Annotated in this window: 26 protein-coding genes and 2 pseudogenes; 12 read left to right on the forward strand and 16 right to left on the reverse strand. The window is 39.7% G+C overall.

Features of this window, described 5'->3' with window-relative positions; genetic code table 11:
• The first annotated feature begins 172 nt into the window (after positions 1–172).
• Together PVK62_RS04580 and PVK62_RS04585 are read left to right on the forward strand one after the other, a co-directional pair.
• The gene (locus tag PVK62_RS04580; RefSeq protein WP_274443051.1) at positions 173–889 is read left to right on the forward strand and encodes an ABC transporter ATP-binding protein; all 717 of its coding nucleotides are present in this window, start codon (positions 173–175) and stop codon (positions 887–889) included.
• Positions 889–1761: a hypothetical protein gene (locus PVK62_RS04585; RefSeq protein ID WP_274443052.1), complete on the forward strand. Its 873-nt coding sequence runs from the start codon at positions 889–891 to the stop codon at positions 1759–1761. The genes PVK62_RS04580 and PVK62_RS04585 overlap by 1 nt, the downstream gene beginning before the upstream one ends.
• A gap of 75 nt (positions 1762–1836) precedes the next feature.
• On the opposite strand, the gene PVK62_RS04590 is transcribed toward PVK62_RS04585, so the two are convergent.
• Positions 1837–3123, reverse strand: a complete 1287-nt coding sequence (locus PVK62_RS04590) for a hemolysin family protein (RefSeq protein WP_274443054.1) — start codon at positions 3121–3123, stop codon at positions 1837–1839.
• A gap of 187 nt (positions 3124–3310) precedes the next feature.
• Entirely contained in the window at positions 3311–4681 is a 1371-nt protein-coding gene (locus PVK62_RS04595) for an MATE family efflux transporter (RefSeq protein ID WP_274443055.1), read from the reverse strand.
• Positions 4682–4886: 205 nt separating this feature from the next.
• On the opposite strand from PVK62_RS04595, the gene PVK62_RS04600 reads away from it, so the two are divergent.
• Complete coding sequence (locus tag PVK62_RS04600; protein ID WP_274443056.1) at positions 4887–5330, forward strand: dCMP deaminase family protein; 444 nt, start codon at positions 4887–4889, stop codon at positions 5328–5330.
• Between the two features lie 66 nt (positions 5331–5396).
• Here PVK62_RS04600 and PVK62_RS04605 read toward each other — a convergent pair whose 3' ends face one another.
• Both PVK62_RS04605 and PVK62_RS04610 read right to left on the reverse strand, forming a co-directional pair.
• Positions 5397–6206, reverse strand: a complete 810-nt coding sequence (locus tag PVK62_RS04605) for a mechanosensitive ion channel family protein (RefSeq protein WP_274443088.1) — start codon at positions 6204–6206, stop codon at positions 5397–5399.
• Between the two features lie 181 nt (positions 6207–6387).
• The gene (locus tag PVK62_RS04610; RefSeq protein WP_274443057.1) at positions 6388–6582 is read right to left on the reverse strand and encodes a hypothetical protein; all 195 of its coding nucleotides are present in this window, start codon (positions 6580–6582) and stop codon (positions 6388–6390) included.
• A gap of 317 nt (positions 6583–6899) precedes the next feature.
• On the opposite strand from PVK62_RS04610, the gene PVK62_RS04615 reads away from it, so the two are divergent.
• From PVK62_RS04615 to PVK62_RS04625, 3 genes are read left to right on the forward strand one after another with little or no spacing between them, the layout of a single operon-like run.
• Positions 6900–7637, forward strand: coding sequence for a nucleoside recognition domain-containing protein (locus PVK62_RS04615; protein ID WP_274443058.1), 738 nt, complete (start codon positions 6900–6902; stop codon positions 7635–7637).
• On the forward strand, positions 7637–8104 hold the full coding sequence (locus tag PVK62_RS04620) for a YjiG family protein (RefSeq protein WP_274443060.1): 468 nt from the start codon (positions 7637–7639) through the stop codon (positions 8102–8104). Before PVK62_RS04615 ends, PVK62_RS04620 begins: the two co-directional genes overlap by 1 nt.
• A gap of 9 nt (positions 8105–8113) precedes the next feature.
• Positions 8114–9238 carry a M20 family metallopeptidase gene (locus tag PVK62_RS04625; protein WP_274443061.1) on the forward strand — a complete coding sequence of 375 codons (1125 nt, stop codon included), beginning with the start codon at positions 8114–8116 and terminating at the stop codon, positions 9236–9238.
• A 68-nt stretch (positions 9239–9306) separates the two neighbouring features.
• Here PVK62_RS04625 and PVK62_RS04630 read toward each other — a convergent pair whose 3' ends face one another.
• Both PVK62_RS04630 and PVK62_RS04635 read right to left on the reverse strand, forming a co-directional pair.
• Positions 9307–10107, reverse strand: a complete 801-nt coding sequence (locus tag PVK62_RS04630; RefSeq protein WP_274443062.1) for a helix-turn-helix transcriptional regulator — start codon at positions 10105–10107, stop codon at positions 9307–9309.
• A 34-nt stretch (positions 10108–10141) separates the two neighbouring features.
• Positions 10142–10660, reverse strand: coding sequence for a YbhB/YbcL family Raf kinase inhibitor-like protein (locus tag PVK62_RS04635; RefSeq protein ID WP_274443063.1), 519 nt, complete (start codon positions 10658–10660; stop codon positions 10142–10144).
• A gap of 352 nt (positions 10661–11012) precedes the next feature.
• Between PVK62_RS04635 and PVK62_RS04640 the strand changes: the two genes are divergently transcribed.
• Entirely contained in the window at positions 11013–11402 is a 390-nt protein-coding gene (locus PVK62_RS04640; protein ID WP_274443064.1) for a nitrous oxide-stimulated promoter family protein, read from the forward strand.
• Complete coding sequence (locus PVK62_RS04645) at positions 11399–12280, forward strand: LysR family transcriptional regulator (protein ID WP_274443065.1); 882 nt, start codon at positions 11399–11401, stop codon at positions 12278–12280. The genes PVK62_RS04640 and PVK62_RS04645 overlap by 4 nt, the downstream gene beginning before the upstream one ends.
• A 67-nt stretch (positions 12281–12347) precedes the next feature.
• On the opposite strand, the gene PVK62_RS04650 is transcribed toward PVK62_RS04645, so the two are convergent.
• Together PVK62_RS04650 and PVK62_RS04655 are read right to left on the reverse strand one after the other, a co-directional pair.
• A complete protein-coding gene (locus PVK62_RS04650; RefSeq protein ID WP_274443066.1) occupies positions 12348–13007 on the reverse strand; it encodes an HAD family hydrolase in 660 nt (219 codons plus the stop codon).
• Between the two features lie 185 nt (positions 13008–13192).
• Positions 13193–13345 (reverse strand): annotated as a pseudogene (locus PVK62_RS04655) (lysine transporter LysE); the annotation flags it as partial.
• A gap of 100 nt (positions 13346–13445) precedes the next feature.
• Here PVK62_RS04655 and PVK62_RS04660 point away from each other — a divergent pair.
• Positions 13446–13970, forward strand: a complete 525-nt coding sequence (locus PVK62_RS04660) for an outer membrane beta-barrel protein (protein WP_274443068.1) — start codon at positions 13446–13448, stop codon at positions 13968–13970.
• A gap of 74 nt (positions 13971–14044) precedes the next feature.
• Here PVK62_RS04660 and fruA read toward each other — a convergent pair whose 3' ends face one another.
• From fruA to fruB, 3 genes are read right to left on the reverse strand one after another with little or no spacing between them, the layout of a single operon-like run.
• Positions 14045–15787, reverse strand: coding sequence for a PTS fructose transporter subunit IIBC (gene fruA, locus PVK62_RS04665; protein WP_274443070.1), 1743 nt, complete (start codon positions 15785–15787; stop codon positions 14045–14047).
• A gap of 29 nt (positions 15788–15816) precedes the next feature.
• Positions 15817–16800 (reverse strand): 1-phosphofructokinase, encoded by a 984-nt coding sequence (gene pfkB / locus PVK62_RS04670; RefSeq protein ID WP_274443071.1) that lies wholly within the window; start codon positions 16798–16800, stop codon positions 15817–15819.
• 3 nt (positions 16801–16803) lie between these two features.
• The gene (gene fruB / locus PVK62_RS04675) at positions 16804–17940 is read right to left on the reverse strand and encodes a fused PTS fructose transporter subunit IIA/HPr protein (RefSeq protein WP_274443072.1); all 1137 of its coding nucleotides are present in this window, start codon (positions 17938–17940) and stop codon (positions 16804–16806) included.
• A gap of 292 nt (positions 17941–18232) precedes the next feature.
• Here fruB and cra point away from each other — a divergent pair, with 292 nt between their 5' ends.
• A complete protein-coding gene (cra, locus tag PVK62_RS04680) occupies positions 18233–19210 on the forward strand; it encodes a catabolite repressor/activator (protein ID WP_274443074.1) in 978 nt (325 codons plus the stop codon).
• Between the two features lie 98 nt (positions 19211–19308).
• Here the strand turns inward: cra and PVK62_RS04685 are convergent, their stop codons facing one another.
• Complete coding sequence (locus tag PVK62_RS04685; protein WP_274443076.1) at positions 19309–20445, reverse strand: DUF3103 domain-containing protein; 1137 nt, start codon at positions 20443–20445, stop codon at positions 19309–19311.
• Positions 20446–20622: 177 nt separating this feature from the next.
• On the opposite strand from PVK62_RS04685, the pseudogene PVK62_RS04690 reads away from it, so the two are divergent.
• Both PVK62_RS04690 and PVK62_RS04695 read left to right on the forward strand, forming a co-directional pair.
• A pseudogene (locus PVK62_RS04690) lies at positions 20623–20766 on the forward strand (ABC transporter ATP-binding protein); the annotation flags it as partial.
• Positions 20766–21206, forward strand: a complete 441-nt coding sequence (locus tag PVK62_RS04695; protein ID WP_274443077.1) for a transcriptional regulator — start codon at positions 20766–20768, stop codon at positions 21204–21206. The pseudogene PVK62_RS04690 and the gene PVK62_RS04695, both read left to right, overlap by 1 nt.
• Positions 21207–21237: 31 nt before the next feature.
• On the opposite strand, the gene PVK62_RS04700 is transcribed toward PVK62_RS04695, so the two are convergent.
• The 4 genes from PVK62_RS04700 to PVK62_RS04715 are packed head-to-tail and all read right to left on the reverse strand — an operon-like array spanning position 21238 to position 24737.
• Positions 21238–22122: a metal ABC transporter solute-binding protein, Zn/Mn family gene (locus PVK62_RS04700; RefSeq protein WP_274443078.1), complete on the reverse strand. Its 885-nt coding sequence runs from the start codon at positions 22120–22122 to the stop codon at positions 21238–21240.
• A gap of 52 nt (positions 22123–22174) precedes the next feature.
• Positions 22175–23050: a metal ABC transporter permease gene (locus PVK62_RS04705; protein WP_274449348.1), complete on the reverse strand. Its 876-nt coding sequence runs from the start codon at positions 23048–23050 to the stop codon at positions 22175–22177.
• Entirely contained in the window at positions 23050–23814 is a 765-nt protein-coding gene (locus PVK62_RS04710) for a metal ABC transporter ATP-binding protein (RefSeq protein WP_012551535.1), read from the reverse strand. The genes PVK62_RS04705 and PVK62_RS04710 overlap by 1 nt, the downstream gene beginning before the upstream one ends.
• Entirely contained in the window at positions 23814–24737 is a 924-nt protein-coding gene (locus PVK62_RS04715; protein ID WP_443111759.1) for a metal ABC transporter solute-binding protein, Zn/Mn family, read from the reverse strand. Before PVK62_RS04715 ends, PVK62_RS04710 begins: the two co-directional genes overlap by 1 nt.
• Positions 24738–24775: the final 38 nt, after the last annotated feature.

Here is a 24775-nt window from a genome sequence, read left to right on the forward strand (position 1 = left end):
GTATCTCACGCTAAGATGCTATTAATTACGTACATCGAGTAACTAAACAGTACCTTTACATTGTTTTGCAACGATACTTACTAAGGCCTCTCTTCCATTTTCTTTCTTTATGGAACTTATCATGGTATTTCTACTCAATAGTACTAAGTAATTCAATAATGTAAGGCACAGAATGACTTCTCTTGTTCATGTAAGAAATGTCTCAAAACACTATTCAGACTCAAATAAAAACCAACAAGCATTAAGTGATATCAGTTTTGATTTAAAAGCAGGACAAGTTCTCGGCTTACTTGGGCATAACGGTGCGGGAAAATCGACACTGATAAATGCTCTGTTGGGTGCTCATCGTTATGAGGGAGAGATCAGAGTGAATGGTCTGCACCCTATCGATCAACACGCCAAATTAATGCAGCATTTAGCCTACATTTCTGATGTCAATGTGTTACCTGAATGGATGAGTGTAAAACAACTTTTAAACTATACCTCAGGAGTTCACCCAAGCTTTGATAGTAATAAAGCGGCTTCTGTATTAAGTAACACCAATATCAAATTAAATAGCAAAATAAGCTCACTATCAAAAGGCATGAAGGTACAAGTCCATCTATCGATAGTCATCGCAACCAATACTAACGTTCTGATCTTAGATGAGCCTACCTTAGGGTTAGATTTATTATATCGTGATACGTTTTATCAGCACTTAACAACTTGGTTTAATGCAGGAGAGCGCTGTTTAATTATCGCAAGTCATGAAGTGGCTGAAATTGAGCATCTATTGACGGATGTATTGATCTTAAAACACGGTAAATGTGTAAAGAAAGAGACCATGAATAACATACCTCAAGGCACATTAGCTAAACTCTTTATTGCCCTTCAAAAGGAATCTATTTAATGCGTCCATCATTATATATGCTTGAAAAAGAGCTTATTGAACACAAAACGATTACTCGTGTTCCTCTGTTTATTCTTCTTTGTGGTGCGGTACTTTTCATTAGCTTAATAATGAATACTAGCCTACAAGATAATGTATTTATTTCCGTCGAGACTCAGGGGGACTTCACCCCATTTAGCGCTGAGTTTTCAAACGATCTACAGCTCGCATTAAGCTTTATGGTTGGTATTTTATCATTAGCTCTCACAACAACTTATCTTTCAAAAACATTACGAAAAGAGCGTAATGAAGGCAGCTCTGCATTTTGGCGCAGCATGCCAATCTCAAGCCAATATACGCACGCGGTAAAACTGGCTTTTGGCTTAATGGTAATTCCATTGATTTTTTCTGCATTGGTACTTATCGCCAATCTATTCTTTTGGATTATTAGCCTATCAAGTGACACTGTATTAGTGATGCTTCATGAACACACCTCCTTTATGTCAGTGATTACCAATTGGCTACAATTTATGGGAAGAATGCTACTGGTTAGCGTGGTTATGTTGCCTATTGCAGGGTTAGTTTTAGCGGTATCTCAAGTCAGTAATTCACCTTTAATCATCTTACTATTAGGCGGTTATGCATTGAAACTGCTGTCAACTTGGGTACTAAACTGGGATGGTATTGCCGTATTTCTCACTCATATGTATAAGATCCCAACCACAATTTTACTCTCTTCAGATCCTTTGATGAGTTTTTCACAAGCAGGGATTGGATTCTTAAGTTTATATAGTTTACTTGGTGCTATTTCATTGTTTATTAGTATCTCTTTGTATCGAACTACTGAGATATCTTGGCAATCGCTAAACCCACGTTGGTTGTTTAATAAGTAACGTTTCTTTCCCTCATAAAATAAAAAGGAGATCTTATGATCTCCTTTTTTATATGACATTAACTCTTAATAAGAATTACGACTCAGCTTGAATAACTCGCACTTTACTTGCCTTGTTATTATCAATTGAAAGAACTTCAAAATTCCAATCTTGGTACTGAACAGAGTCGCCTACCATAGGGACATTCGTTGTTAACCACATGAACATTCCTGTTAGCGTTTGATAATCCGCTTCTTTTTCTTCAGGTAAAGAGTCTAAATTTAAGGTATCTTTCAAAACAGTCGTCGGGATAGAACCATCAAGTAACCATTCCGTTTCAGATACTTTTTCAGTCCACGAATTATTTGGGTTTTCAGATTTAAATTCTCCGGCTAATGCCTCAAGTAAATCTTTTTGAGTCACGATACCTTGAGCGTCACCGTATTCATCAACAACCAGCACAATCTCATCACCCGTCGTTTTCAACAACTCAAGCAGTTCACTACCAAATTTATTTTCTAAGATCGTTACGCATGGTAATAAATTACGCATTAACCATTTAGTTCTATGCTCTTGATGTGCCGCTTTCAATAAGAATCGAGCCGTTGTAAACCCAAGAACATTATCCATTCCACCACGAGTCACTGGATAAATTGAATAATCTGAACGTAATAATTTGGGTAAATTTTCATCCCATGATTGTTCAGTATCAAAATAAACAAGTTCACTTCTTGGCGTCATTAAGGATGCGACTTTTCGATCATCTAATTGGAAAATATTACGCACCATTATGTGTTCTTTTTTCTCAATCACCCCTTGCTCAGAACCTTCATGTAACAGTGCATGGATATCATCTTCCGTAATAGACGTTCCATCTTGATTTGAGCGCCCAAGCAAGCGCAGCAAAGCATCCGTAGAGATCGAAAGTAAGAAAACAAAAGGTCTAGAAATAGACGCTAACACACTAATTAACGGTGCAATAAGTGTAGATATACGCTCAGCATGGAATTGTGCTATACGTTTTGGTACTAATTCACCAACAACAATAGAAACGTACGTAATGACAACAACTGTAGAGATCGTTGATATGGTTGGCGCTATCGTTACAGGAACACCTAGTGATATGATCAATTCTGATATTGGCCCAGCGAGTGCAGCTTCGCCTAAAATACCATTAAGAATACCAATGACGGTAATACCTATCTGCACAGTAGATAGAAACTGTGTTGGCTCTTCAGCCAGTTTTATTGCTTTAGCCGCAGATGAACTGCCTTCTGCCGCTAATTTTTGTAATCGACTCTTTTTTGCTGTCATGAGTGCAATTTCAGACATAGCAAACACACCATTAATCACAATTAAAAAAAGTAAAATGGCAATATCCAATGTAAACCTCGAATTAATAAAATAATAAAAAGCAGCACACATGCGCTGCTATTAAATACTCTTATATGCCTGATTTATAAATACGTCAATAGCTATATTTTCCCAATCTAAACCAAATGTTAATAAATAAATACATGCTTACAAACTGTTTCATCTTTTCGTTAGATAAAGCTTGAATGCATGGGTTTTAATGGCTCATTACTGATGTCGATGCTATCGGTAATGGTTTTATCAACTTCTGAGCTTTCAAATGGCCCCATACCATTGGGGTAATACAAATAATCAAAGCAATATTAGAGATAGGCATCGCTAGCCAAACGCCATCAATTCCAAACCATTTTGGAAGTATCAGTAAGAAAGGCAATTGAATAATAATATTACTCATCGAGATCACCATTGCTTTTTTACCTTCATTCACCGATAAGAAGTAGATAGTAACCAGTACAATAATTCCGTCTAAGAACATAGCAAACAGGTGATAACGAATACCCACAATGGTTTCTGCAATTAACGATTGATCACCATTGGTAAATAAAGCAGTTGTTAATTCTGGTGAAATATTTAATATCGCAACCCATCCAACCCCTGTTATCGTCACCCATTTAAGTGCCAATTTAAAGATTTGATATACCTTCTTATTTTCTTTCGCACCAAAATAATAACTAATCGGTGGCTGAGCACCTTCCGCTATACCTTGAGCAAGAAGGTAATACAGCATAAATAAGTAGCCTACAATGGCATAAGCACCAACAGTCGTCGCCGAACCATAATGCATCATTAACGCATTATGCATTGCCACTACAAAGCTACCATACATATACATCACTAATGCCGATGAGCCTAGCGCTAAAGACTGCTTTGCTTTATTACGCGAGAACAGGACTTCTTTAAAAGATAATTGAATGCTTGAGCGCTTAGTAAAGAAATAACTGATACCAAGTATCGTCACAACAGCTTGAGCAAGAAGTGTTGCTAAAGCCGCTCCTGATAAACCTAACCCCATGACACCAATAAACACATAATCTAGTACTATATTTATTAATGCACCGACAACTAATAGAAAAGTTGCCACATTTGGTGATTCATCATTTCTGACTAACATCGGCAACGCTGTCGCACAGGCTGTAAAAAAACCACCAAAGATTAGTACATTGATGTAATCCATTGCATAAGCAAAATTCTGGCCTTCAGCGCCTTGTGCAGACAAAATATCTTTAGCGAATAAAACGATAAAGAAGATAGCTATCGCACTTAAAATAGCTAATAGCCAAAAACCCGTAGTAAGCGCTACTTTTGTTTTTTCTAACTTATTTTCACCACGATAAATAGACATAACACTGCCTGTGCCCATGCCTATCATGACGCCTATTGCGCCTAACACACAAATAGCAGGCCATGCCATGTTTATGCCCGCAAGACCTTCAAAGCCAATATAGTGACCAACAAAGATCCCGTCGATAATTTGATACAGTCCACTCACCACCATTGCTGCGATAGAAGGGATGGCATAACGCCAAAAAGTACGTGTGATGGATGAATCTGCATGAAATGTTGTCATAATTTACCTCGGTAACAACAAAGAATTGCGGCGAGTATATAGCAGAAATAATGATTGAAATAGTTAGTATCTATCCGTTTTTGAGATAGATTGGCCGTGATTAGAACGGATTATTGCTTTACGCTTATTGACTCTCACAAATGGTGTTATAAGCTTATGAAATAGATATAATTATTCGATATATTCAGTAACAAAGGGCAGTATTATGGTTTCTAAATGGGCAAAACGATTTTTCCAAATGGCAGAATTAGTCGGTTCGTGGAGTAAAGACCCATCAACACAAGTTGGTGCCGTCATAACCAAACACAACCGTATTGTGTCAGTTGGGTTTAATGGCTATCCACACGGGGTATCTGACAGTGCTGATACTGATGAGCGAGAACTTAAATACTTAAAAACACTTCACGCTGAAGAGAATGCAATTTTGTTTGCTAAGCGAGATTTAGAAGGCTGTGATATTTGGGTTACTCATTTTCCTTGCCCTAATTGCGCAGCGAAAATCATTCAAACCGATATTTCAAAAGTATATTGCCCTGAGCAGACCGAAGATTTTTTATCTCGTTGGGGTGAGAAGATCCAAATAAGCCAAGATATGTTTGCTCAAGCTGGTGTCGAGGTGACATGGTTGCCATTGGACGAACTGAAATAATCTAACGTATTAACATATTCTCTCTTGATTACAGTGATAACAATCAAGAGAGAATATGTTATCTCACTACGCTTTTTTATCGACTTCTTTTGGAAAGCGTTCGTGATAAAGTTCCATAAAGTCTTGTCGAATTAATTGCTCTAAATGCGATGCTTTTTCGGTCGGACAAAATATCATGTAATGCATTTTTTGATCACCCAACGACGTCGTTGAGATATGAATATGGGGCTCTGAACCAGGAAGATCGACCCCTGCATGCTTTTCTATTACACTGTTATAGCGCCTTGCTACATCAATAAACTCCTCACAATGGGCGTCTATCTTAGCTAATAAATCTGGTAACATTGGATATAAGTTGTCAAACTCTCTCACACAGATAGAAAACTTATGATAAACATAACGCTTCATGAAGTTGAGATTTTTTACCGGGAAAGTAAAGAACATACTATTGGGAAGAGTGGCTGTTTTTCCGGTGTAACCATATTGCCCATGATGCAAGTCGATCTCTTGAATAACGGTTGCCATCATATTGTGTTCAATGACTTCACCACACAATGTTCCAACTTCTATCCAATCACCGATCCTAAATGAACGCGAACTCGCACGTTGAATTGAACCGGTAAAACAAAGAATAATCTCTTTAGAGGCAACAACTAGCGCAACAGCAATCGCCGTAACTGATAAAGCAAATTCATTAATCTCTGATTGCCAAAGAATAAATAAAATAATAACAATGAGAGTGAATGAGCCATTCTTTGTTCGGGAGATCCATTTTCGCTGATCTTCGGTTAAAAAATGAATATCACCTCTAATTCTCTTAACCGCATAATGACGCAATAAAAAGATAAAGCTAATAATCAACACACTAAAAATCATTTTATGTGTTAATAAAAAATCTATGACTAATAACAGTCTATCCACGTCTACCTCTTCTATTATTTACCGCTGCTTTCTTAAATCAACGGTAAATATCCCATAGGTTAGCGAGAATTTCATCCTTATTGCTCTATTTCCTCGAACTTAATTCACTTTACCCTAACAACTCCACCTCGATTGGCTAATAATTCGTCACGTCGGAGTATTCTCCTTCAATAATTTTTGATTTTTTGTCTTTCGAACAATCCATTTTTTGGCTCTGTGTTTTTGACATAATAAAACCAACAATGCTCAATCCAATAGCAAAAAACAGACCTGAAATAAGAACAAAAAAACCAACAAACAAAGCGACGATTGTTGCAAATAACTGTTTCATATTTTTACTCTCTCTATAAATGAAGTCTCACTCTATCAGCTCATTTCTGAATAGAAGATGAACAACACTGTCTAGATAAAAAAGGCTCAACAAATAATTAATCTATTAAAAATAACAAAATACAACTTTAAACAACAAATCAACATAAAATTCTACAATTTCAGATAGATCACAAAATAATAATCTTAATATATAGAATTTTACTTTTAGAAATAGTTATTGATACGTATCAAATCCTACAAGCCAGATTAACGCACAATACCACTAAATAGTTAACCACTTACAATTTCTAATCTTAACTTTAAAACGAGGTAATTATGACTCAATCGACGGACAAAGATTCTAAAGTCGGTATTGGCAGCTACGTGGCTCTCGCCTTTGCTGTTGTGTTCTTTTCTGGCTTAATGCAATCTAATGAATGGTACGGCGTACTCGACTTCACTACACTAAATGGTTCTTTTGGTAGTGTCGCGTATTCTGTTACTGAAACAGTAGATGGCGTTCAAGCAGCAACGACTTCTTTCCGTGGTAAAGGCGGCAGCGGTGCTCGTGACGGTTTTATCTTTGCATTAACTCTTATCCCTACCGTTATGTTTGCATTAGGTATGATCAACGTTCTTGAGCATTACGGCGCACTTAATGCGGCTCGTAAACTGCTTACTCCTCTTCTACGTCCTTTAATGGGTATTCCTGGTAACTCTGGTCTTGCATTGATTGCGTCATTACAAAGTACTGATGCGGGTGCTGCAATGACTCGTCAATTAAAAGATGAAAAGCATTTAACCAAGCGCGAAACAGACATCTTCACAATGTTCCAATTCACTGCTGGTGCTGCAATTGTAAACTTCTTCTCGTCTGGTGCGGTGCTATTTACATTAACCAATCCTGATGGTTCTTTAGCCGTTCCTTCTTCTATTGGCCTAGCTGTTGTTGTTATGTTTGCTTTCAAATTTGTTGGCGCAAACTTATTCCGTATTTACCTAAATATTACTGAAGGTAAAGAAGGCCAAGACAATGACAAACAAGACAAGAAAATGACTGAGGAGACAGCATAATGAGCGACGTTAAAGTAAAAAAACCAATGGTGACAGACATCTTCGTTGAAGGCGCTAAAAAAGGCTGGGTTATTGCCACTACTTCAACCGTTCCTAACGTACTAATGGCGTTTGTAATTATCAAGGCTCTTCAAATTACGGGTGCACTTGATTTAATGGGAACCCTGTTCTCTCCTATCATGGCTATCTTTGGTCTTCCTGGTGAAGCTGCTGCAGTATTAATTGGTGCTTGGATGTCAATGGGTGGCGCGGTTGGTGTGGTTATCACTCTGTTTGACCAAGGTATTCTTAATGGTGCTCACATTGCCATTCTTGCTCCTGCTATTTACCTAATGGGTTCACAAGTGCAATACATGGGTCGTATCATGGGTCCTATCGGCACTGAAGGTCGATACCTTCCAGTAATGATTGCAATCTCAGTATTAAACGCATTCGGTGCAATGTTTGTTATGAACATGATTCTATAAGGATTTAAGATGAATTTTTCTCTAAACGATTACTTAGAAGAGCTACGCCCACTGATTGATGTGGATTGCGGTACTTACACGCTTGATGGTATCGAATTTATTGCAAGTAAAATGGCAGCTAAATACGAAGCCATGAACGGCTGGTCTGTTAAGCGCATTGATTGTGGCAAAGCGGGCGTTGGTCTTGAAGTTCGTAACAAGCCAGAGGCTGAACACATTGATGTGATGATGATTGGTCACATGGATACGGTTTTTCCTGTAGGCACCGCAGCAGAGCGCCCAATGTCTTTGGATGCTGAAAAAGCCTATGGCCCGGGCGTATCTGATATGAAATCAGGTCTATTAAACGTAGTTTATGCACTGCGTAACCTAGACCAAGCAGTATTAGATAAGTTGTCTATCTGTGTATGCATGAACCCAGATGAAGAGACAGGATCGCTAGATTCGGTTGATTGGATCCAAGAAACGGCAAAAAAAGCGAAAAACGTATTGGTTGCAGAAGCAGCTCGCGCTAATGGTGGCTTAGTTAAAGCACGTAAAGGCATGGCGAACTACAAAGTAACCTTCAGTGGTAAAGCAGCTCACGCAGGTAATGAACCAGAAAATGGCCGCAGTGCTATCACTGAAATGGCCAACTGGATCTTAGCCGCTAATGCAATGACGAACTTTGAGTCAGGCACGACATTGAACGTAGGTGTTGTTGCTGGTGGTGCTGGCGCTAACATCGTTCCTGATTCAGCAACCGCTGTGATTGATGTTCGTTTCTGGGATAACGCAGAATATGATCTTGTCGACACGACATTAAATGGCATGATTCAAACGCCGTTTGTTGATGGTGTATCTATCAAGGTAGAACGTGAAGCATACAAACCATCAATGGTGCCATCAGTACAAACTGAAGCATTAATGGCGATGGTTGAAGAATCAGCACAAGAGCTTGAAATCAGCATTAACTGGCAAGAAGTGGGCGGCGGCTCTGATGCTAACAACACGGCAATCTTAGGCGTTCCAACGTTAGATGGTTTAGGCCCTATCGGTGCTGGCTTCCACAGCGCTGATGAGTACTTACTGCTTGAATCAATAGAGCCACGCATTAAATTATTGATGAGTGTGCTGACAAAATTGGCTAAGTAGAATCCGACTTATTAGGATTGAAAATAAAAACAGCGAGCCTAGGTGCTCGCTGTTTTTTTAGAATTAAATCAATACACCACAGTCTTCATATACTGCTTTGGCGTCATACCAAACTGCTGGTGAAAACGCTGACTGAATCGACTTTCTGATTGATAACCACACTGCAATGCTAAATCTAACTGGCTTTGTTTCTTTTCTTGCATTAATCCTAACGCGTGACTCATTCGAACATTCGATAATACCGTTCTAAAATTGGTGCCGTCTCGCTGTAATCGACGGATCAGCGTTGCACGACTCATCGAAAAATCATCACATACGGTTTCTAGCTGATAAGGTTCAGCGGGGTTCTTAGAAAAATACGCACTCAGCTCATTTTGAAAAGAAGCGAACGAGGGTGAGAATAAAACATGCAGCACCCCCAATTCTGCCAATTGCTGATATAACGCGAGCAAATGAAATTGCTGTGTTTTAGAACTTAGCTTTTGAGTATTCGTATCAGTTAAGAATGTGAATCCATAAGCCAACAATGGGGATACTGTAACCGCATGGGTATGTAAGCGAGTACTTTCGTTACTTTGACTTTCTTCTAGCATCTCCTTAGGGGGGGCTAAAAAAAAGCAGATCTGAACAGAATAAAAATTATCCTTTGTCGTTTTATTAATAAAGTTTAACCCTTGGTTGGCAGACGTAAGCAGCCAAGAGTGTGCATCAACATCAAATTGCTCACTCTCTTGAAAGACGGTTTTTACACCAGACTTAACCCAAATAATACTCGGGGCATAAATATGAACATTACGTAAATGTTGATCGCTCTTGCCTGAATAGGTTTGAACTCGAAATATGGGTTCGTTCAACATCACTTTATCCATTTTATACCCCTATATTTTTATATTTAACTGCTAATTAGCGTACATATGTCGCTGTTAATACGGCTTTGTCTAGTGCCATGCTATTTAATGTATAACCGACTACCGCAGGTGAGATATCTGCTGGTAAATCAATTTTCTCTTGTGGTAACGCCCACACTGTATATTGGTATCTGTGCATGCCATCACCTTCTGGAGGACAAGCACCACCATAGCTCATAGTGCCGAAATCATTCTTGGTTTGTAAAATATTTTTCATTGATGAACCTTGCTCTATGCTATGTACATTCGCAGGTATATTTAACGCTAACCAATGCCACCAACCACTGCCTGTTGGGGCATCTGGATCAAACACCGTAATGGCAAAGCTTTTTGTTCCCTCTGGTGCATCTTTCCAGCTTAGTTGTGGTGAAATATTGTCACCCGTACAACCCATGCCGGAGAAGGTAAATTTGCTATTCATCAATTGACCTTCGTGAATATCGGTACTCGATACTTCAAAAGCCTGGCTAGAGAATGAGGCAAGAGTCAGTAATACTAATAATGCTTTGTTCATAATAATTTCCTTTACTGTTTATAGGGGTTCTTAATAAGTACAGGAACAATATTAGTACATCCACACTTAATGAATTACCATAAAGTATCAAATATTGGTTAACATTAATTATTTTTGATACTTTATGTTTCTTTGTGAATTGTGATTTACTTAGCCCCCTTTTTATAGAACCAAAGAAAAAGCCACTTAGCACTAAACTAAATGGCTTTTGGCGCATACACTTAGGAGCAATATGCTTTGGGGGATAAGTAAATACTAAGCCATATTTCATTTATGAAAAAGTGAAAACTTCACCCAATATCATTTCCCCTTTATACTGCTTTGATTAGAATTCAAAACGTATGGGGTAGACATGAAAAGCGGTAATATCCTACTTGGTAAACTTAATACTGAGTTCAAAACCTTATCAGCAATGATTGAGATTTATTGTAAAAAAAACCATCACTCTCAATCACTATGTGAAGAATGCCAAAGCTTAATTGATTATGCTGAAGTTCGCTTAGATCGTTGTCCTTACGGCGAAAACAAACCCACCTGCAATACTTGCCCTATTCATTGTTATAAGCCTGAACCTAAAGAACTGATGAGATTAGTAATGCGTTTTTCTGGCCCTAGAATGCTATTAAAGCACCCCATTTTAGCTATCCGCCATTTGCTATCTGAAAAAAGAACCGTTACCCCTAAACCATCACCTAATTGCTCTAACCGCCATATACGTTTACAAAAAGGGGAGAAAAAATGAATTGGACTTTAGATCAACTCAATGCCTTTGTTGCCTCTGTTAAATGCGGTTCATTTTCAGCAGCAGCACGGAAAATGGGGAAGGCTCAGTCTCGAATAAGTACCGCAATTGCCAATCTAGAGGCAGATCTTGGATTTGACCTCTTTGATAGAAGTGCGCGCTTACCGGTTTTAACACAAGATGGCGAAGACATGTTTATTGAGGCTCAGGCAATTCTTGAGCAATGCGAACGCCTACAAGCCCGAGCTGATACCGTTGCGACGGGTGAAGAGATAGCATTAACCGTTGCTCTCGATGAAGCAGTACCTATTGATGTATTTGAAGATTTCTTTCAAAAGTTATCTCTGAAATTTCCATTATTAAAGCTGACGATCATTAATGGCTCTCAAGCGGATATTGCGGAATGGGTCGATGATAAAAAAGCAGATCTTGGCTTTCTATTTCGCGTAAATACCTTATCTGATTCTTTAGAATACCGGTCTCTTGGCTTTTTTAACCAAGCGCTTATCGTGTCACCGCAACACCCATTAGCTAAAATTGAAAAACCAACACTGGTTCAATTAAATCAACACCGTCAATTGGTTATTCGAGATCGCGTCGGCCACTCACATGAAAAAGCCATCTCAGCCAATCATTGGTATATAGACAGTTATTACTACATTACGGCCTTAGTGATCCGCAATGTTGGGTGGGCGTTGGTTCCTGAGCATGTTTTAGAATCCGACTGGTATCGTAACCAAACGACTCGACTATCGGCTTTTCATATCCCAGACGCATTACAAATTGAGATCGGAGTTGTAAAGCGTCGTGACAGTGGCATGGGAAATGTCATGGCATGGATGCTTGATGAGATTGAACATACGTTTGAAAAATTATAGAAGATGAAGGCGGACACAATAGAGTGATCCGCCTTTTTTTACTGCTACTTATTTAACCCAAAACGAACTAAACTTTGCGTTTTTTTAAATCAACCAACACATCAATCATTGAAGGCAATATTTGATGACCAAGTTTAATCACCTCTGCACTTGGCTCGACTAAATCTGGAATTTGATAGGTGATCATATTTGCGGCTACTGCGGCATGTGTTCCGTTATTTGAATCTTCAAACGCAAGACAAGCATCAGCAGCAATACCTAAACGTTCTGCCGCTAAGAAGTAGATCTCTGGGTGTGGTTTACCATGCTCAACTTCACAGCCTGTTGTCAGTACATCAAAGTAGCCATCAAGGCCTGCTAATTCCAGTTTTTTAACCGCAATATCATGCTGCGTAGATGTCGCAACCGCCATTGGGATTTCATTTGCTTTTAGCCACTCTAGTAACTCAATCACCCCTTCTTTGACTGGGATTGCTTGGTGCTTAACTACAGCAGTATAACGCACGCGCCACTCTTGATTTAATGCAGGATAATCTACACTTGGGCCATAACCTTCACGGAAAAGCTGTTCAATACGTTTTGCATTACACCCAATAATAGAAAGATACAGCTCTTCAATAAATGGAACATTTTGAGCTTCGCACGCCTCTTTAAAGATCCCCATACATACACGTTCTGTGTCTAATAGCAGTCCATCCATATCGAAAATTGCAGCTTGAAATGTCATGAGAAACCTTATGTAGTAATAACAAAAATAGAAGACTTTACGTATAAAATGACCATGCTATACGTTTGATAATGCTCATACTAAGCCAAAACTATTGGATAAAAAAGTGAACTCTTCTTTTCAATCCACGACTAAGCCCACTTTTTCTTTTAAATTAAACAAAATAAAAACTTTAGAGTAACTGACTACGCAGAAAATACCACTCGAACAGCAAGAAGAATAAGCACGACACCAGAGAGGCGATCAATCCATTTAGCTTGAGATCTTAGTTTATCTACAATCTTAGGAGCCGACAGTAAATAACTAATACTGATATACCATAAAGCATCAGTAATAATGAAAACCAAATAGTTAATCTCATTTCGTCTTTAATTCCTCTTTACAACATTGTCTCATTCACAATAAAATCGCACATTCGGTTAAATAGACGAGTTTATAATGAAAAGGTTACTACCACTTTTGTTGCTAGGGGCAACTGCATCAGCGCAAGCAACAAACACTTTACACCAAATCTATATTCAGCCAAGTCTTGCAAACCTAAAAATTGACGGTTCCCATGGTAGCGCTTTAATGACTCAAGTGGGTTATAACTATCACTTCGCGCCAATGCTTGCGATGGATCTAAGTTATTACATGACAGCATCAATCAATGATATCGTACACAATAATGATAAAGCATCCGCTACAGGTACTACTATTGCTGCAAAATTGTATTTCCCGATGTCTTACTACGGTTCTTTCTATGGGAAATTCGGTTTAAACCGCACTAATGTTGACTATCAATATAACGTGAATAATCAAACGTTGAAACAAGAGGCGGTATCAACTAAGCCCTATCTTTCGGTAGGTACTATAATGAGACTGTTTCCTTCCACCACCTTCAATATTGAATATCAATACATTCCGTTGGCTTCAGATGATTACATTTCATCTATTGGTGCGGGTGTGAACTTTATGTTCTAGCTTTAAAAAAGCATAAAAAATGGGCGCTTCCAATACACTTGGAAGCGCCCATTTTATTTTAAGTTATCTGCTTATTACGCAGCTACGGCTTCTTTCTGATCCGCTTTATTTTTCAAGAAAGCGTAACTGAAACCCGTCACTACTGTACCCGCAGCAATGGCTACCAAGTACATAAACACTGGCGTAATCGCATTTGGAATAAGAAGAACAAACAGACCACCGTGTGGAGCAAGCAATTGAGCGCCAAATAACATAGATAGACCCCCCGTTAATGCACCACCCGCCATACAGCTTGGGATAACACGCATTGGGTCTTTCGCTGCAAATGGAATCGCCCCTTCAGAGATAAAGCATAAGCCAAGCACAAATGATGCTTTACCTGCTTCACGCTCACCCGCTTCAAACTTGTTCTTAGCAAGGAATGTCGCCAGCCCCATACCTAACGCAGGAACCATACCTGCCGCCATGATAGCCGCCATTGGGCCGTACGTTTGTGAAGCCAGAAGACCAACACCAAATGTATATGCTGCTTTGTTTACTGGACCACCTAAGTCGAAACACATCATACAACCAAGAATCACACCCAATAATACAGCGTTAGTTGAACCCATGTTGTTTAGGAACTCAGTCAGTGCAGACATGATGCCAGCAACTGGGCCACCAACAATGTAAACCATGACCAAACCTGTGAACAAACTCGCCACAAATGGAATAATTAGGATTGGTTTAAGTGCTTCCATTGATTGAGGAAGAGACACTTTATCTGCGATGAATTTTGCAGAATACCCCGCAATGAAACCTGCCGCGATACCACCAAGGAAGCCCGCTCCCGTTGAGCTCGCCAACATACCACCAATTAACCCTGGCGCTAAACCAGGACGGTCAGCAATTGAGAATGCAATGAAACCAGCAAGAACCGGGATCATTAATGCAAATGCGGCTCCACCACCAATATCCATCAACGTGGCTGCAAGTGTGCCCGGCTCTTTAAATGCTTCGATACCAAAGACAAATGACAATGCAATCAATAAACCACCCGCGATAACAACAGGAAGCATGTGTGATACCCCTGTCATTAGGTGTTTGTACATGCCTTTATTTTCTTCGGTTTGAGAAGATTGCGTTTTACCTGATGATTGGAAAACCGTCGCATCTGAGAAAGCTTTATTCATCTCTTGTTCTGTTTTCTTCAGTGCTAAACCTGTGCTTGTTTTGTACAGACGTTTACCATTAAAGCGATCAAGTGCAACTTCGATATCCGCAGCGATAATAACCAAATCAGCCTCGGCAATTTCTTGGTCAGTTAACTGATTTTTTGCCCCCACAGAGCCACGAGTTTCTACTTTAATCATGTGGCCTTGGCGTTTACCTTCTTCCTCTAGCGCTTCAGCTGCCATGAAAGTATGCGCAACACCGGTTGGACAGGCCGTAATCGCTACGATTTTCTTAGGTCCTGTCGCATCAGCCGACGCCACAGTCTCTGAAACCGTCACTTCAGACGCGGTGAGTTCTTTGGCATTATTTACTGCATTTTCTAGCCAAACTTCCGAGTTAATTGCACATTCAGAAATGGAACCTTGGTGTACTTTTTTACCAACAAAGCGAGATGTATCAACCACCGAATTTGCGGCAATAACAATTGCCTCCGCCGTATCAATGACTTCTTGAGTTAACATCTCTACAGGTAACACGCTTGATTGACATTCAATCGTCGCTTTCCAATTTAGTTTGGTTGCTGCTTGCTCTAATAAACCTGCAGCAATGATGCTGTTTGCTACACCACTTGGGCATGCCGTAACGATAGCTATATTTTTCATAATCTGTCCTTAAACTAAGTCTAAACGCATTACTGCACGTTGGTAGAAATTGGGTTATGTAGGGTTACTTGTTGTTGTAATTCTTTTACGTCTTCAATATTTGGTACGCCAACGCCAACCTGCGATACAGCTAAAGCAGATAAAGCGGTAGCAAAAGATAAGATGTGTGAACGATCCCAATCTTGCTGCATGTGACCCCAACAAAGGCCAGCCACTAACGTATCACCAGCACCTACCGTACTTACCACGTTCATTTTAGGTGGTTGCGAATAGATCCATTCAGCTTGTTGTTGGTTATTTTTACCAAGCCACATTACGCCTTTAGAGCCTAATGACACGACGATATTTTCAATGCCTTTTTGGGCAAGATCTTGAGCCGCTTGCTGACACGCATCTGGCGTTTCTAATTCATGACCCACAAATTCAGATAGCTCTTCATCGTTTGGTTTAATTAACCAAGGGTGGGCCTCTAAACCTGCTGCTAATGCCGCACGGCTGCTATCAAATAGGACTTTTTTACCCATTTGATGCAGTTTTTCAATCCACTCAGCACAACGCTCAGGAGAAATACCTTTTGGTAAACTGCCTGCCAATACGAAAAATTCATGCGTTTTAGCTAAGTCAAATAAACGAACTTCAAACTCGGCTATAGCTTGTTCAGAGACGTTAACGCCAGGGAAGTTGATATCACTAACTCTCCCATCTTGTTCTACTAATTTCACATTAATGCGAGTAGCACCATCAACGCGGATAAACTCATCGTTAGCGTTCATCTCTTCAAATAATTGACAGAACAGCTCTTCATTATCACGGCCTAAAAAACCGGTAACCGTCACTTCAGCGCCTAAATCAGACAACACTTTAGCAACGTTAACACCTTTACCTGCCGCATGAAGTGAGCCTTTACTAACTAAACTCACAGAGCCAACCGATAACGCATCTAAACTGCCCGTTAAATCTAAAGCGGGGTTCAGAGTGATAGTAACTACTTTGCTTTTTTGATTAATGCTCATTAATTACCCCTCACCTAAACCAGAAGCAATCGCAGCACCAATACCCACTAACGCTTCTTTAGCATCTGCGCCATCGGCCGTAAATTGCAGCTCGTGACCGTGTTTAACGCCAAGCGCAATCACCTTCATTAAGCTTTTCGCATTCACTGATTTTCCATCACCATTTACGTTGAGAACGGTGATTTTTGATTCGTATTTTTTCGCTTCAGCAACAAGCATTGCCCCCGGACGAGCGTGTAAACCATGCGCATTTTTAATTTTAAAGGTTGCGGTATTATCCGCATCAACGCTTACTGCTGTTTCTTCAACAGAAGTAGAGAACATCGCAAGTAACTGTTCAGACGTTGCTGATAGAATCGAGTCTTGTTGTTGCTCAGCGACGGCTTTAGTGATCGTCGTTAAGAACGATTTATGAGAAGCGTTACAAGAAGCAATTGCAATCAAACCTTTAACAGGAAAGCCATTAAACTCACAGCCATTTGCTGTCGTTACGATAGACATACCAGAGCGTTTAACGCCTTTGTCAGTACTTACCAACCATAAACCTTTACCTAGATGCGTAGGCTCTTTAGTGACTAACTCTGCAACAAATTGGCTTTCTGCATTACCACTGTTTTTTAGTAAACCACCCGCAACCGCACTCATTTGGATCATATCGCTTGCAGGGAATAATAATTGGATAAGTGATGCATCGAAATCGGCTTCAAACTGCACTTCACCGTTAAGTAATGCAATGATGTCTGCTTCTGTTTTTGCTTGTTTTAGCTTCTCTTCTACACCATCAGCAGAAAGGACTTTAGTCAGTTGTTTTAAAATACCTAGGTGTTCATCTGATTTAGCCGCAATACCAATGGCTATATAGACCACATTACCATCCCCCCAGTTAACACCTTGAGAGAAATGATGAACAGCAACGCCGGTGTTATTGACTAAATCACGGGTGTCTGTTGTACCATGAGGAATTGCAATACCATTACCTAAAAACGTTGAGTTTTGTTGCTCACGATTTAGCATTCCATCTACGTACTTCTCGGCAACTAAACCTTTTTCTGTCAGTTGCTTTGCAATCGCTTTAATGGCTGTTGTCTTATCCGTTGCTACTTGTTGCAACGTAATGTCATTTTTTGTCAATGTCAGCATGGGTCTTAGCCTCTCGCTCTGTATTTGTAATTTATGCCTTACTGAATCACGATTTAAAGCTTGCTTAATTAAAGCTTAATCGATTCAGCAAAATAGGTAAAAAAAGTTCAGCAAATGCTTTCTACTCAAAAATAGTGGCTTAAAGAGTGAAAATAACGCAGTAATCACGTTTTTCAAATTTGCTGAATCCTTTCAGCTTTTATACTGAAACGATTCAGCATATAATTCAACTCATAAACTGATTGGATCTAAATTTATATGATCCGACCCACAGAATTTAAGGATCTTAACCATGACATTAGATGAAGTAGCCAAACTTGCTGGCGTCTCTAAAACCACTGCAAGCTATGTCATTAATGGTAAAGCACAAAAATATCGCATCAGTGAAAAGACCCAATTAAAAGTCATGGCGGTGGTTGATGAACATAATTATCACCCAGATCATGCGGCTTCAGCATTGCGGGCAGGCAGCAGCCGTTCGTTTGGTTTAATCATCCCTGATCTTGAAAACACCAGTTACGCCAAGCTAGCTAAACTTTTAGAATACAACTCTCGTAAAGCGGGTTATCAGATCTTAATTGGTTGCTCTGATGACGATCCTGAAACCGAAAAGAACGTCGCCCATGCTTTAATCAGTCGTCGCATCGACGCACTATTTGTTGCAAGCTGTTTGCCCGATGGCAGTGAGTACTATTTAACGATTCAAGAAAAAGGCACGCCAATTATCGCGATTGACCGCTCTTTGGATGATGAGCACTTTGGCTGTGTTATTAGCGAAGATTTTGATGCGGCTTACGAGCTAACCAAATCAGTAGTTAACCAGAACGTAAAATCAATTGGCTTAATTGGTGCTTTACCTGAACTGAATATATCTCGTCAGCGTCAATTGGGGTTTGACGCTAAAGCCAAAGAGAAAGGTTTAGCAAGCATCGCAGGCTATGGCGAACACTTTAACAGTGAATCAGGCAAAGCTATTTTTGAGCAATGGATAAAAGAAGAGACGATTCCAGATGCGATAATTACAACCTCTTATATCCTACTTGAAGGTATTTTGGATGTATTGATTGAAAAGCCTGAATTGATGACCAGAATAAAACTGGGCACCTTTGGTGATAATCGCTTATTAGATTTCTTACCTATTAAGGTAAACTCTCTACCACAGCAATTCGAACTGATTGCTGATAGTGCCTTAGCGTTAGGCCTGAATGCGTCAGCAAAGCGTTATCAAGCAGGAATTGAGTTAATTCCTAGAAAGATTGTTATTCGTTGATAATAATACTGGCTGTTGCGGCAGCCAGTTTATATTGAGCACTAGCGAAAATAGAAGTGACTTAAAGAATAAAAATACCCTTAAGTCACATCATTAATTTAGTCTGTTTTCTGAATAATCAGAGGCGAAAAATCGGCAATAGCGTTGTTCCCTGCACCTGAATGATCGGTGTATTCTGTGTCTTTCATTATGGTATAAAACACATCAACAAAATCATCATCGTTAACGAATAAATCATCAGGAAGTAATGCAATAATTGCACTCGTCATTTGAGGAATGATTAAATACGCTTGTGCTTCTTTATCTGGTATTGTTGCTAAAAAGTCACTGGCTGCTTTTAAAATGGTTTGCGCTAATTGCTTATAATCCGTTTTATCATCTTGCTCCATCAAAATAATATCTGCAGCGCCCCAGCGATAACGGTCCCAAAAAACCATGATCTGATTTGCAGGGTATGATTGTTCTGCGTAATCCAAATAAGGCATCTCGATCACATCAATTGTTGGTTCGTCTCTTTTTGGACTAACACCAGACACAATGGCATATATCTCAGCCTTACCCGAGATCCAAGGTTCATGATCATCTTTTAACTGAATTTTCTTTAAGATAGTGGTATTAATTTCAGTTGGTTCCGCAGCAGCTCTTAACATCGCATAAGGAGCAGGCTTCGCATTTTCACTTGGCTCACTAGATTGCAACGCTTTAAACTCATCACGCATTAATGCTAAACCCGCTTTTAGTTCTTCACGGTTATTAGTATCAACCACTAATACTGGGCGCTCTGGAATATCATAAATATCTAAATAGTGAAGATTACCATCGATATCATACGCTTCGATGTATTGCCATTCGCTCTCAGCGCCTTCAGGTTCAAAAGCAAATAATGGGCTTTGTCCTGCTTGCCAACGAGCCAACATACTTGGATCAGCTAAACGTAGCTCAAGCAGTTCATCAGTATATTTTTCTAAACCGCGTGCTTGGATCTCACTTTTATTCGCCGTGGTCATTGCTGCCATAAAAGTTCGAACCTGCGGTTGGGGCTTAGTTTGAGTTGATAAATCAGATAATGAAGCGCTCATTTGATACTGATTAATGGTACTTTTTAAATTGTTTTCTAATTGTGGGAAAGCACGGCTTAACTCCTGCGCTAAAGCACGCTTAGATACATCATCTTGCGCTGTAGCCAAAGCTGGAGTAATCAAGCAAAATACGAGTAGCGCTGTTAATTTGTTCATACAGCATTCCTTATTTATAATTATTGTATTTATTTACATCCGTTTACATTTATCCTTTCAACCTACTGTAACAAATTCAGATAAAATTTAAAGTCAATACTCTAAAATAGATACCTTACGCACTGTCTCACCATTGAGACGAGTTCATATCAGGAAATGTAGCCAAAAAAGTAACATTTACCGTTTGGCAATTTAATCGAAAGTGAGCCAAACTATTCTATAGACGCTGATGAAATGAAAAAACGCAGCAGTATTGTAATAGAAGGATGTAAACCGGTTGGCGATAACCATTTTGTTAAACATTGGGATGAGGCAGCATAATGACATTAGAGACTTGGTTAATTTCAATTTCTAATTGGTATGAAGCAAAGCAATATGACCAAATAGAAACGCTTGAAACTCTCTTATATTCTGCGCCTAATTCGGTGTGGGGCCCAACATTGACTGAGGCTCAAAGTAAAGCGATAGCCTGTTGGTTAGATGGGTGTTTAAGAGCATTTGAATACACCAAGTATCATGACAAAAAGAAAGCGTACCAAATGTTGCAATACGCCAATGCAAAGTTAGAAGTGGCCGCCTTTAACTCTGCAACGGATATTGATATTAAAGATTGGTGCTTAAAACGATTACAACACCTCACGGTACTCAGCTTGGAGTTTTGTAATCAACAACAAGATCAATCCACATGGAATAAGAAAGCCCATTCATTAATTGAAATACACGTTAAATTAATGGCGAGCCTTTCTTGGAATGAATCGTAAAATAGCAACAACACGCCAAATTTAGATAAGGCTATAACGCCAATTGCCATCTCTGTAATGGTGCTGTACTGTTTATTCCTGCTCTGCCCCAACGATCAACCGCATCGACAACTAATACGCGCTCCATTGGCAGCAATGCTTGCATCTGCTTGTTTGGTTTTTGAGTTGTGATAATCCACACTGAATCATCTTCTTCAATTAAGTCTTTCAACTGTGCTTTATCATCTTCTGTCCATTCAAGAGCAGGTTTTGTTAAACGATCAACCACAAACAATTGATTGCCAGAGGCAAAGTCTTCTAACTGCTCAGACAACAAAATAACCGAATCAATATCATTCTCTAAAATCACTTTTTGCTGCTGGTTGATTAATTGACGTACCGACAACATAAATTGCTCTTGGTTTTTTTGGATCTGCTCTGATTTATCAGGCCAGATACGTTGAAAATCATCACTAACAATCGCGACCATTCGGATTAAATTTGTTGGGTTTAACCATGCGTATTTTGACGTCGTTCCATCAGACAAACGTAATGCTGCCACCCCTTGTGCGCGAGGAGTAATGGCTTGAGAAGCATCGACTTCAATAATCTGAATATTGCTGTATCTTGCATTCACATACAGAGGGTCTTCTGCCCACACCGCCCCAATCGTCACAACCGCTTGGGCTGTTTTTGCTGAGTCTTGAACAATTTTCGCCCCTTTATTGGCAAACCAATTGGGTAAACGCTCAATCCCATAACGATTTGGTGGTAAATATTTTGTCGTTAATGAGGTTTCTTTTAATAGCTCGCTTGATAGCATATACGTCACCGGCGTTGTCGTTAATACATCGGCTGCTATTACTGCTTTCATGTTAAATAACGATGCTGCACATAGGCTAACAATCGCTATCCATTTCATTAAATTCTGTTTCATTTCTTATCCTATTTATACCCATATTCTTCGATTATTATTGAGTTCTACTTTACTAATTCTTACGAATAATTCGGTAGCTCGTCGCAAGTAAAAAGAAGAAAGCTGAAACGATAATAATCGCGGCCCCAGAAGGCACAGGCATTTCTAATTCCATCGGTAATACGGTGCCAATCAAGCACGATATTGTCGCTAATAGCGCAGACATCAAGACAAAACTGCCCATGTTCTTAGTTAATAAGCGAGCCGTCGCACCAGGTATGAGTAATAACGCGCCAACTAAAACCGCACCGACAATTTTTACCGATGCAATCGTCACAAGGGTAATCATCATCACAAACAGATAATCATAAAAATTGGTTTTATAACCACGAACTCTGGCAATATCAGGGCTAATACAAGTTAATAAAATACGATTAAACGTCGGAAGTAATACCACTACAATCAATAAACAACTACCCGCTAAAATCGCAATGTCTTGGTCCGTCACCGTTAGGATAGAACCAAATAAAACGTTCTCTAGCATGTGAATATTAATTTTACGCGCTACGTACATCAGTAATGCCGCTCCTACCGCCAATGCTAAGGCAAGGAACACCCCAACTAGCGTATCGTAAGGCACGTTAGTTCGGTTTCTTACAAAATGCAGTAACAAAGCAAAGATCATACAAAAACTAAATAAGCCGATGATTGGGTTCTCTGCGGGCTCTCCCAATAACACGCCTAATGCAATACCCGTTAAGGCGGCATGACCAACGGCTTCAGAGAAAAAGGCCAAACGCTTGGCAATGACTAAGGTCCCTAAGCCACCTAACAATGGCCCTAAAAGGATAGCGGCAACAATAGCATTGACCATAAAGGCATACGAAAAACTGTCACTTAAAAAGCCTTGTTCGACGCCATATAACGCCCACTGACGAAACAGTTCCATTATGCAGCCTCTCCATTGTTAGTTTTTGATGCATCGTACTGAGCACTTGCACCGGTATAATGATTGAATAAACGCTCAATTTTCTCAGGTTTTAATACTTCTGAATAACAACCAGAATCAACCAAATTACGATTGATAACATGAACATGTGCTTTAAGACGGCGAACAGCGGTGACATCGTGGTGAACGGCTAATACCGTCTTACCTTGCGCGATAAATTCATGCATTAAAGATTCAAGATAACGAACCCCATGTTCATCCATGCCTGTGGTTGGTTCATCAAGAACGAGTAGATCAGGATTATCCAATAACGCTTGTGCGAATAACACACGCTGTTGCTCGCCACCAGAAAGCTGCCCCATGCGACGATCGGCGCGATTAGACATACCAACACGCTCTAACTGCGCCATTGCAAATGCTTCTTGGCTGCTTTTTTTACGCCATAACGCACTTAAAAACAGAGGTACTCGGGTTTGATTCAATAAAATGAAGTCTTTTACGGTTAGCGGCAGGCTAGATTCAAAAACGGCTTTTTGTGGTACATAACCAATCACCCCTTTCTGCTCTGGCCACTCAATATTAATTTCACCCTGAAACGCGGTTAATCCTAAAATTGAACGCAATAATGAGGTTTTACCACCGCCATTAGGCCCCATAACTACATGGCATTGACCGGCTTCAAAGCGTTGGTTAACCCCTTCTAATATTGTATTTTCACCATAAGTGAGCCCAACATTGGTTAACGAAATTGCAGGTCCTGACATTATTTAGCATCCTTATCAGCGGCGAATTTCATGGCTTCGATTAAGGTGTCTAAATTTGATTTCATTTCAATTTCAACTTTGTTGTCTTGATAAGAGCCATGTGTCATATGAGAAAAACGGTATAACTGAACGCCTGTTGCCTCTTCAATCGTATCGACAAAACGGTTGGGCATGTTCAATTCATAAAATAAAACATCAATGTCAGACTCACGGATCTTTTCAATCGTGCCTTGCAGTTGACTTGCACTTGGCTCTACGCCGTGAGCGGGTTCAATGACGGCAACAACATCAACACCAAACTCTTGAAGAATATAACCATACGCATTATGCGTTGTTGCGACTTTCATGCCTGCCGTATCTAATTCGCCAAGAGACAACATGGCATCACGCTTCATTAATCGGAATTTTTTCGCATATTTACGTGCATTTTTACGATAGAACGAGGCATTTTCAGGATCAATTCGAGAGAGCTCATTAGCAATGGTGTAAACCTTTTGAATCGTCGTAGATAAACCAACAAATGTGTGAGGGTTCACCGCCCCTTTACCGACAGACTGCCCCATCGCGGGCAACAACGGAACGTCTTTATTGGCTTCTAACACCATTAACTCGCTGTTGTTTGCCGCCGAAATTACTTTTAACGCAAAATCATCGTGACCAATACCATTAACAACAATCACATCCATTTTATTTAAACGTTTTAAATCGTTTGGTTGAGGTAAATAATTGTGGGGATTAAACCCTGCATCAACCAAAGGAAGGATTTCTGCTTTATCACCCACGACCGCTTTCACATAGCTGTAATAAGGCTGTAAGGTAATGCCTATCACCAAAGGTTTTGTTGCCGACATCACTGATGCAGAAAACAAAGAAACTAAGCTAAGCAGAATAAAAGAGCGTACGTATAAAATAGATTTCATCATTATTATTTATCTTTAATTGGTATCAATTTAAATGAGTA

Source organism: Aliivibrio sp. S3MY1, assembly GCF_028765575.1.
GTDB lineage: Bacteria > Pseudomonadota > Gammaproteobacteria > Enterobacterales > Vibrionaceae > Aliivibrio.

Coding starts and splice junctions, on each gene's coding strand:
- fruB (WP_274443072.1), bottom strand. CDS start 17,940: ATGCTGACATTGACAAAAAATGACATTACGTTGCAACAAGTAGCAACG.
- PVK62_RS04640 (WP_274443064.1), top strand. CDS start 11,013: ATGAAAAGCGGTAATATCCTACTTGGTAAACTTAATACTGAGTTCAAA.
- PVK62_RS04595 (WP_274443055.1), bottom strand. CDS start 4,681: ATGACAACATTTCATGCAGATTCATCCATCACACGTACTTTTTGGCGT.
- PVK62_RS04635 (WP_274443063.1), bottom strand. CDS start 10,660: ATGAACAAAGCATTATTAGTATTACTGACTCTTGCCTCATTCTCTAGC.
- PVK62_RS04705 (WP_274449348.1), bottom strand. CDS start 23,050: ATGGAACTGTTTCGTCAGTGGGCGTTATATGGCGTCGAACAAGGCTTT.
- PVK62_RS04660 (WP_274443068.1), top strand. CDS start 13,446: ATGAAAAGGTTACTACCACTTTTGTTGCTAGGGGCAACTGCATCAGCG.
- PVK62_RS04600 (WP_274443056.1), top strand. CDS start 4,887: ATGGTTTCTAAATGGGCAAAACGATTTTTCCAAATGGCAGAATTAGTC.
- PVK62_RS04685 (WP_274443076.1), bottom strand. CDS start 20,445: ATGAACAAATTAACAGCGCTACTCGTATTTTGCTTGATTACTCCAGCT.
- PVK62_RS04710 (WP_012551535.1), bottom strand. CDS start 23,814: ATGTCAGGACCTGCAATTTCGTTAACCAATGTTGGGCTCACTTATGGT.
- PVK62_RS04615 (WP_274443058.1), top strand. CDS start 6,900: ATGACTCAATCGACGGACAAAGATTCTAAAGTCGGTATTGGCAGCTAC.
- PVK62_RS04585 (WP_274443052.1), top strand. CDS start 889: ATGCGTCCATCATTATATATGCTTGAAAAAGAGCTTATTGAACACAAA.
- PVK62_RS04700 (WP_274443078.1), bottom strand. CDS start 22,122: ATGAAACAGAATTTAATGAAATGGATAGCGATTGTTAGCCTATGTGCA.
- pfkB (WP_274443071.1), bottom strand. CDS start 16,800: ATGAGCATTAATCAAAAAAGCAAAGTAGTTACTATCACTCTGAACCCC.
- cra (WP_274443074.1), top strand. CDS start 18,233: ATGACATTAGATGAAGTAGCCAAACTTGCTGGCGTCTCTAAAACCACT.
- PVK62_RS04650 (WP_274443066.1), bottom strand. CDS start 13,007: ATGACATTTCAAGCTGCAATTTTCGATATGGATGGACTGCTATTAGAC.
- PVK62_RS04625 (WP_274443061.1), top strand. CDS start 8,114: ATGAATTTTTCTCTAAACGATTACTTAGAAGAGCTACGCCCACTGATT.
- PVK62_RS04605 (WP_274443088.1), bottom strand. CDS start 6,206: ATGATTTTTAGTGTGTTGATTATTAGCTTTATCTTTTTATTGCGTCAT.
- PVK62_RS04715 (WP_443111759.1), bottom strand. CDS start 24,737: ATGATGAAATCTATTTTATACGTACGCTCTTTTATTCTGCTTAGCTTA.
- PVK62_RS04695 (WP_274443077.1), top strand. CDS start 20,766: ATGACATTAGAGACTTGGTTAATTTCAATTTCTAATTGGTATGAAGCA.
- PVK62_RS04580 (WP_274443051.1), top strand. CDS start 173: ATGACTTCTCTTGTTCATGTAAGAAATGTCTCAAAACACTATTCAGAC.
- PVK62_RS04630 (WP_274443062.1), bottom strand. CDS start 10,107: ATGGATAAAGTGATGTTGAACGAACCCATATTTCGAGTTCAAACCTAT.
- fruA (WP_274443070.1), bottom strand. CDS start 15,787: ATGAAAAATATAGCTATCGTTACGGCATGCCCAAGTGGTGTAGCAAAC.
- PVK62_RS04645 (WP_274443065.1), top strand. CDS start 11,399: ATGAATTGGACTTTAGATCAACTCAATGCCTTTGTTGCCTCTGTTAAA.
- PVK62_RS04610 (WP_274443057.1), bottom strand. CDS start 6,582: ATGAAACAGTTATTTGCAACAATCGTCGCTTTGTTTGTTGGTTTTTTT.
- PVK62_RS04620 (WP_274443060.1), top strand. CDS start 7,637: ATGAGCGACGTTAAAGTAAAAAAACCAATGGTGACAGACATCTTCGTT.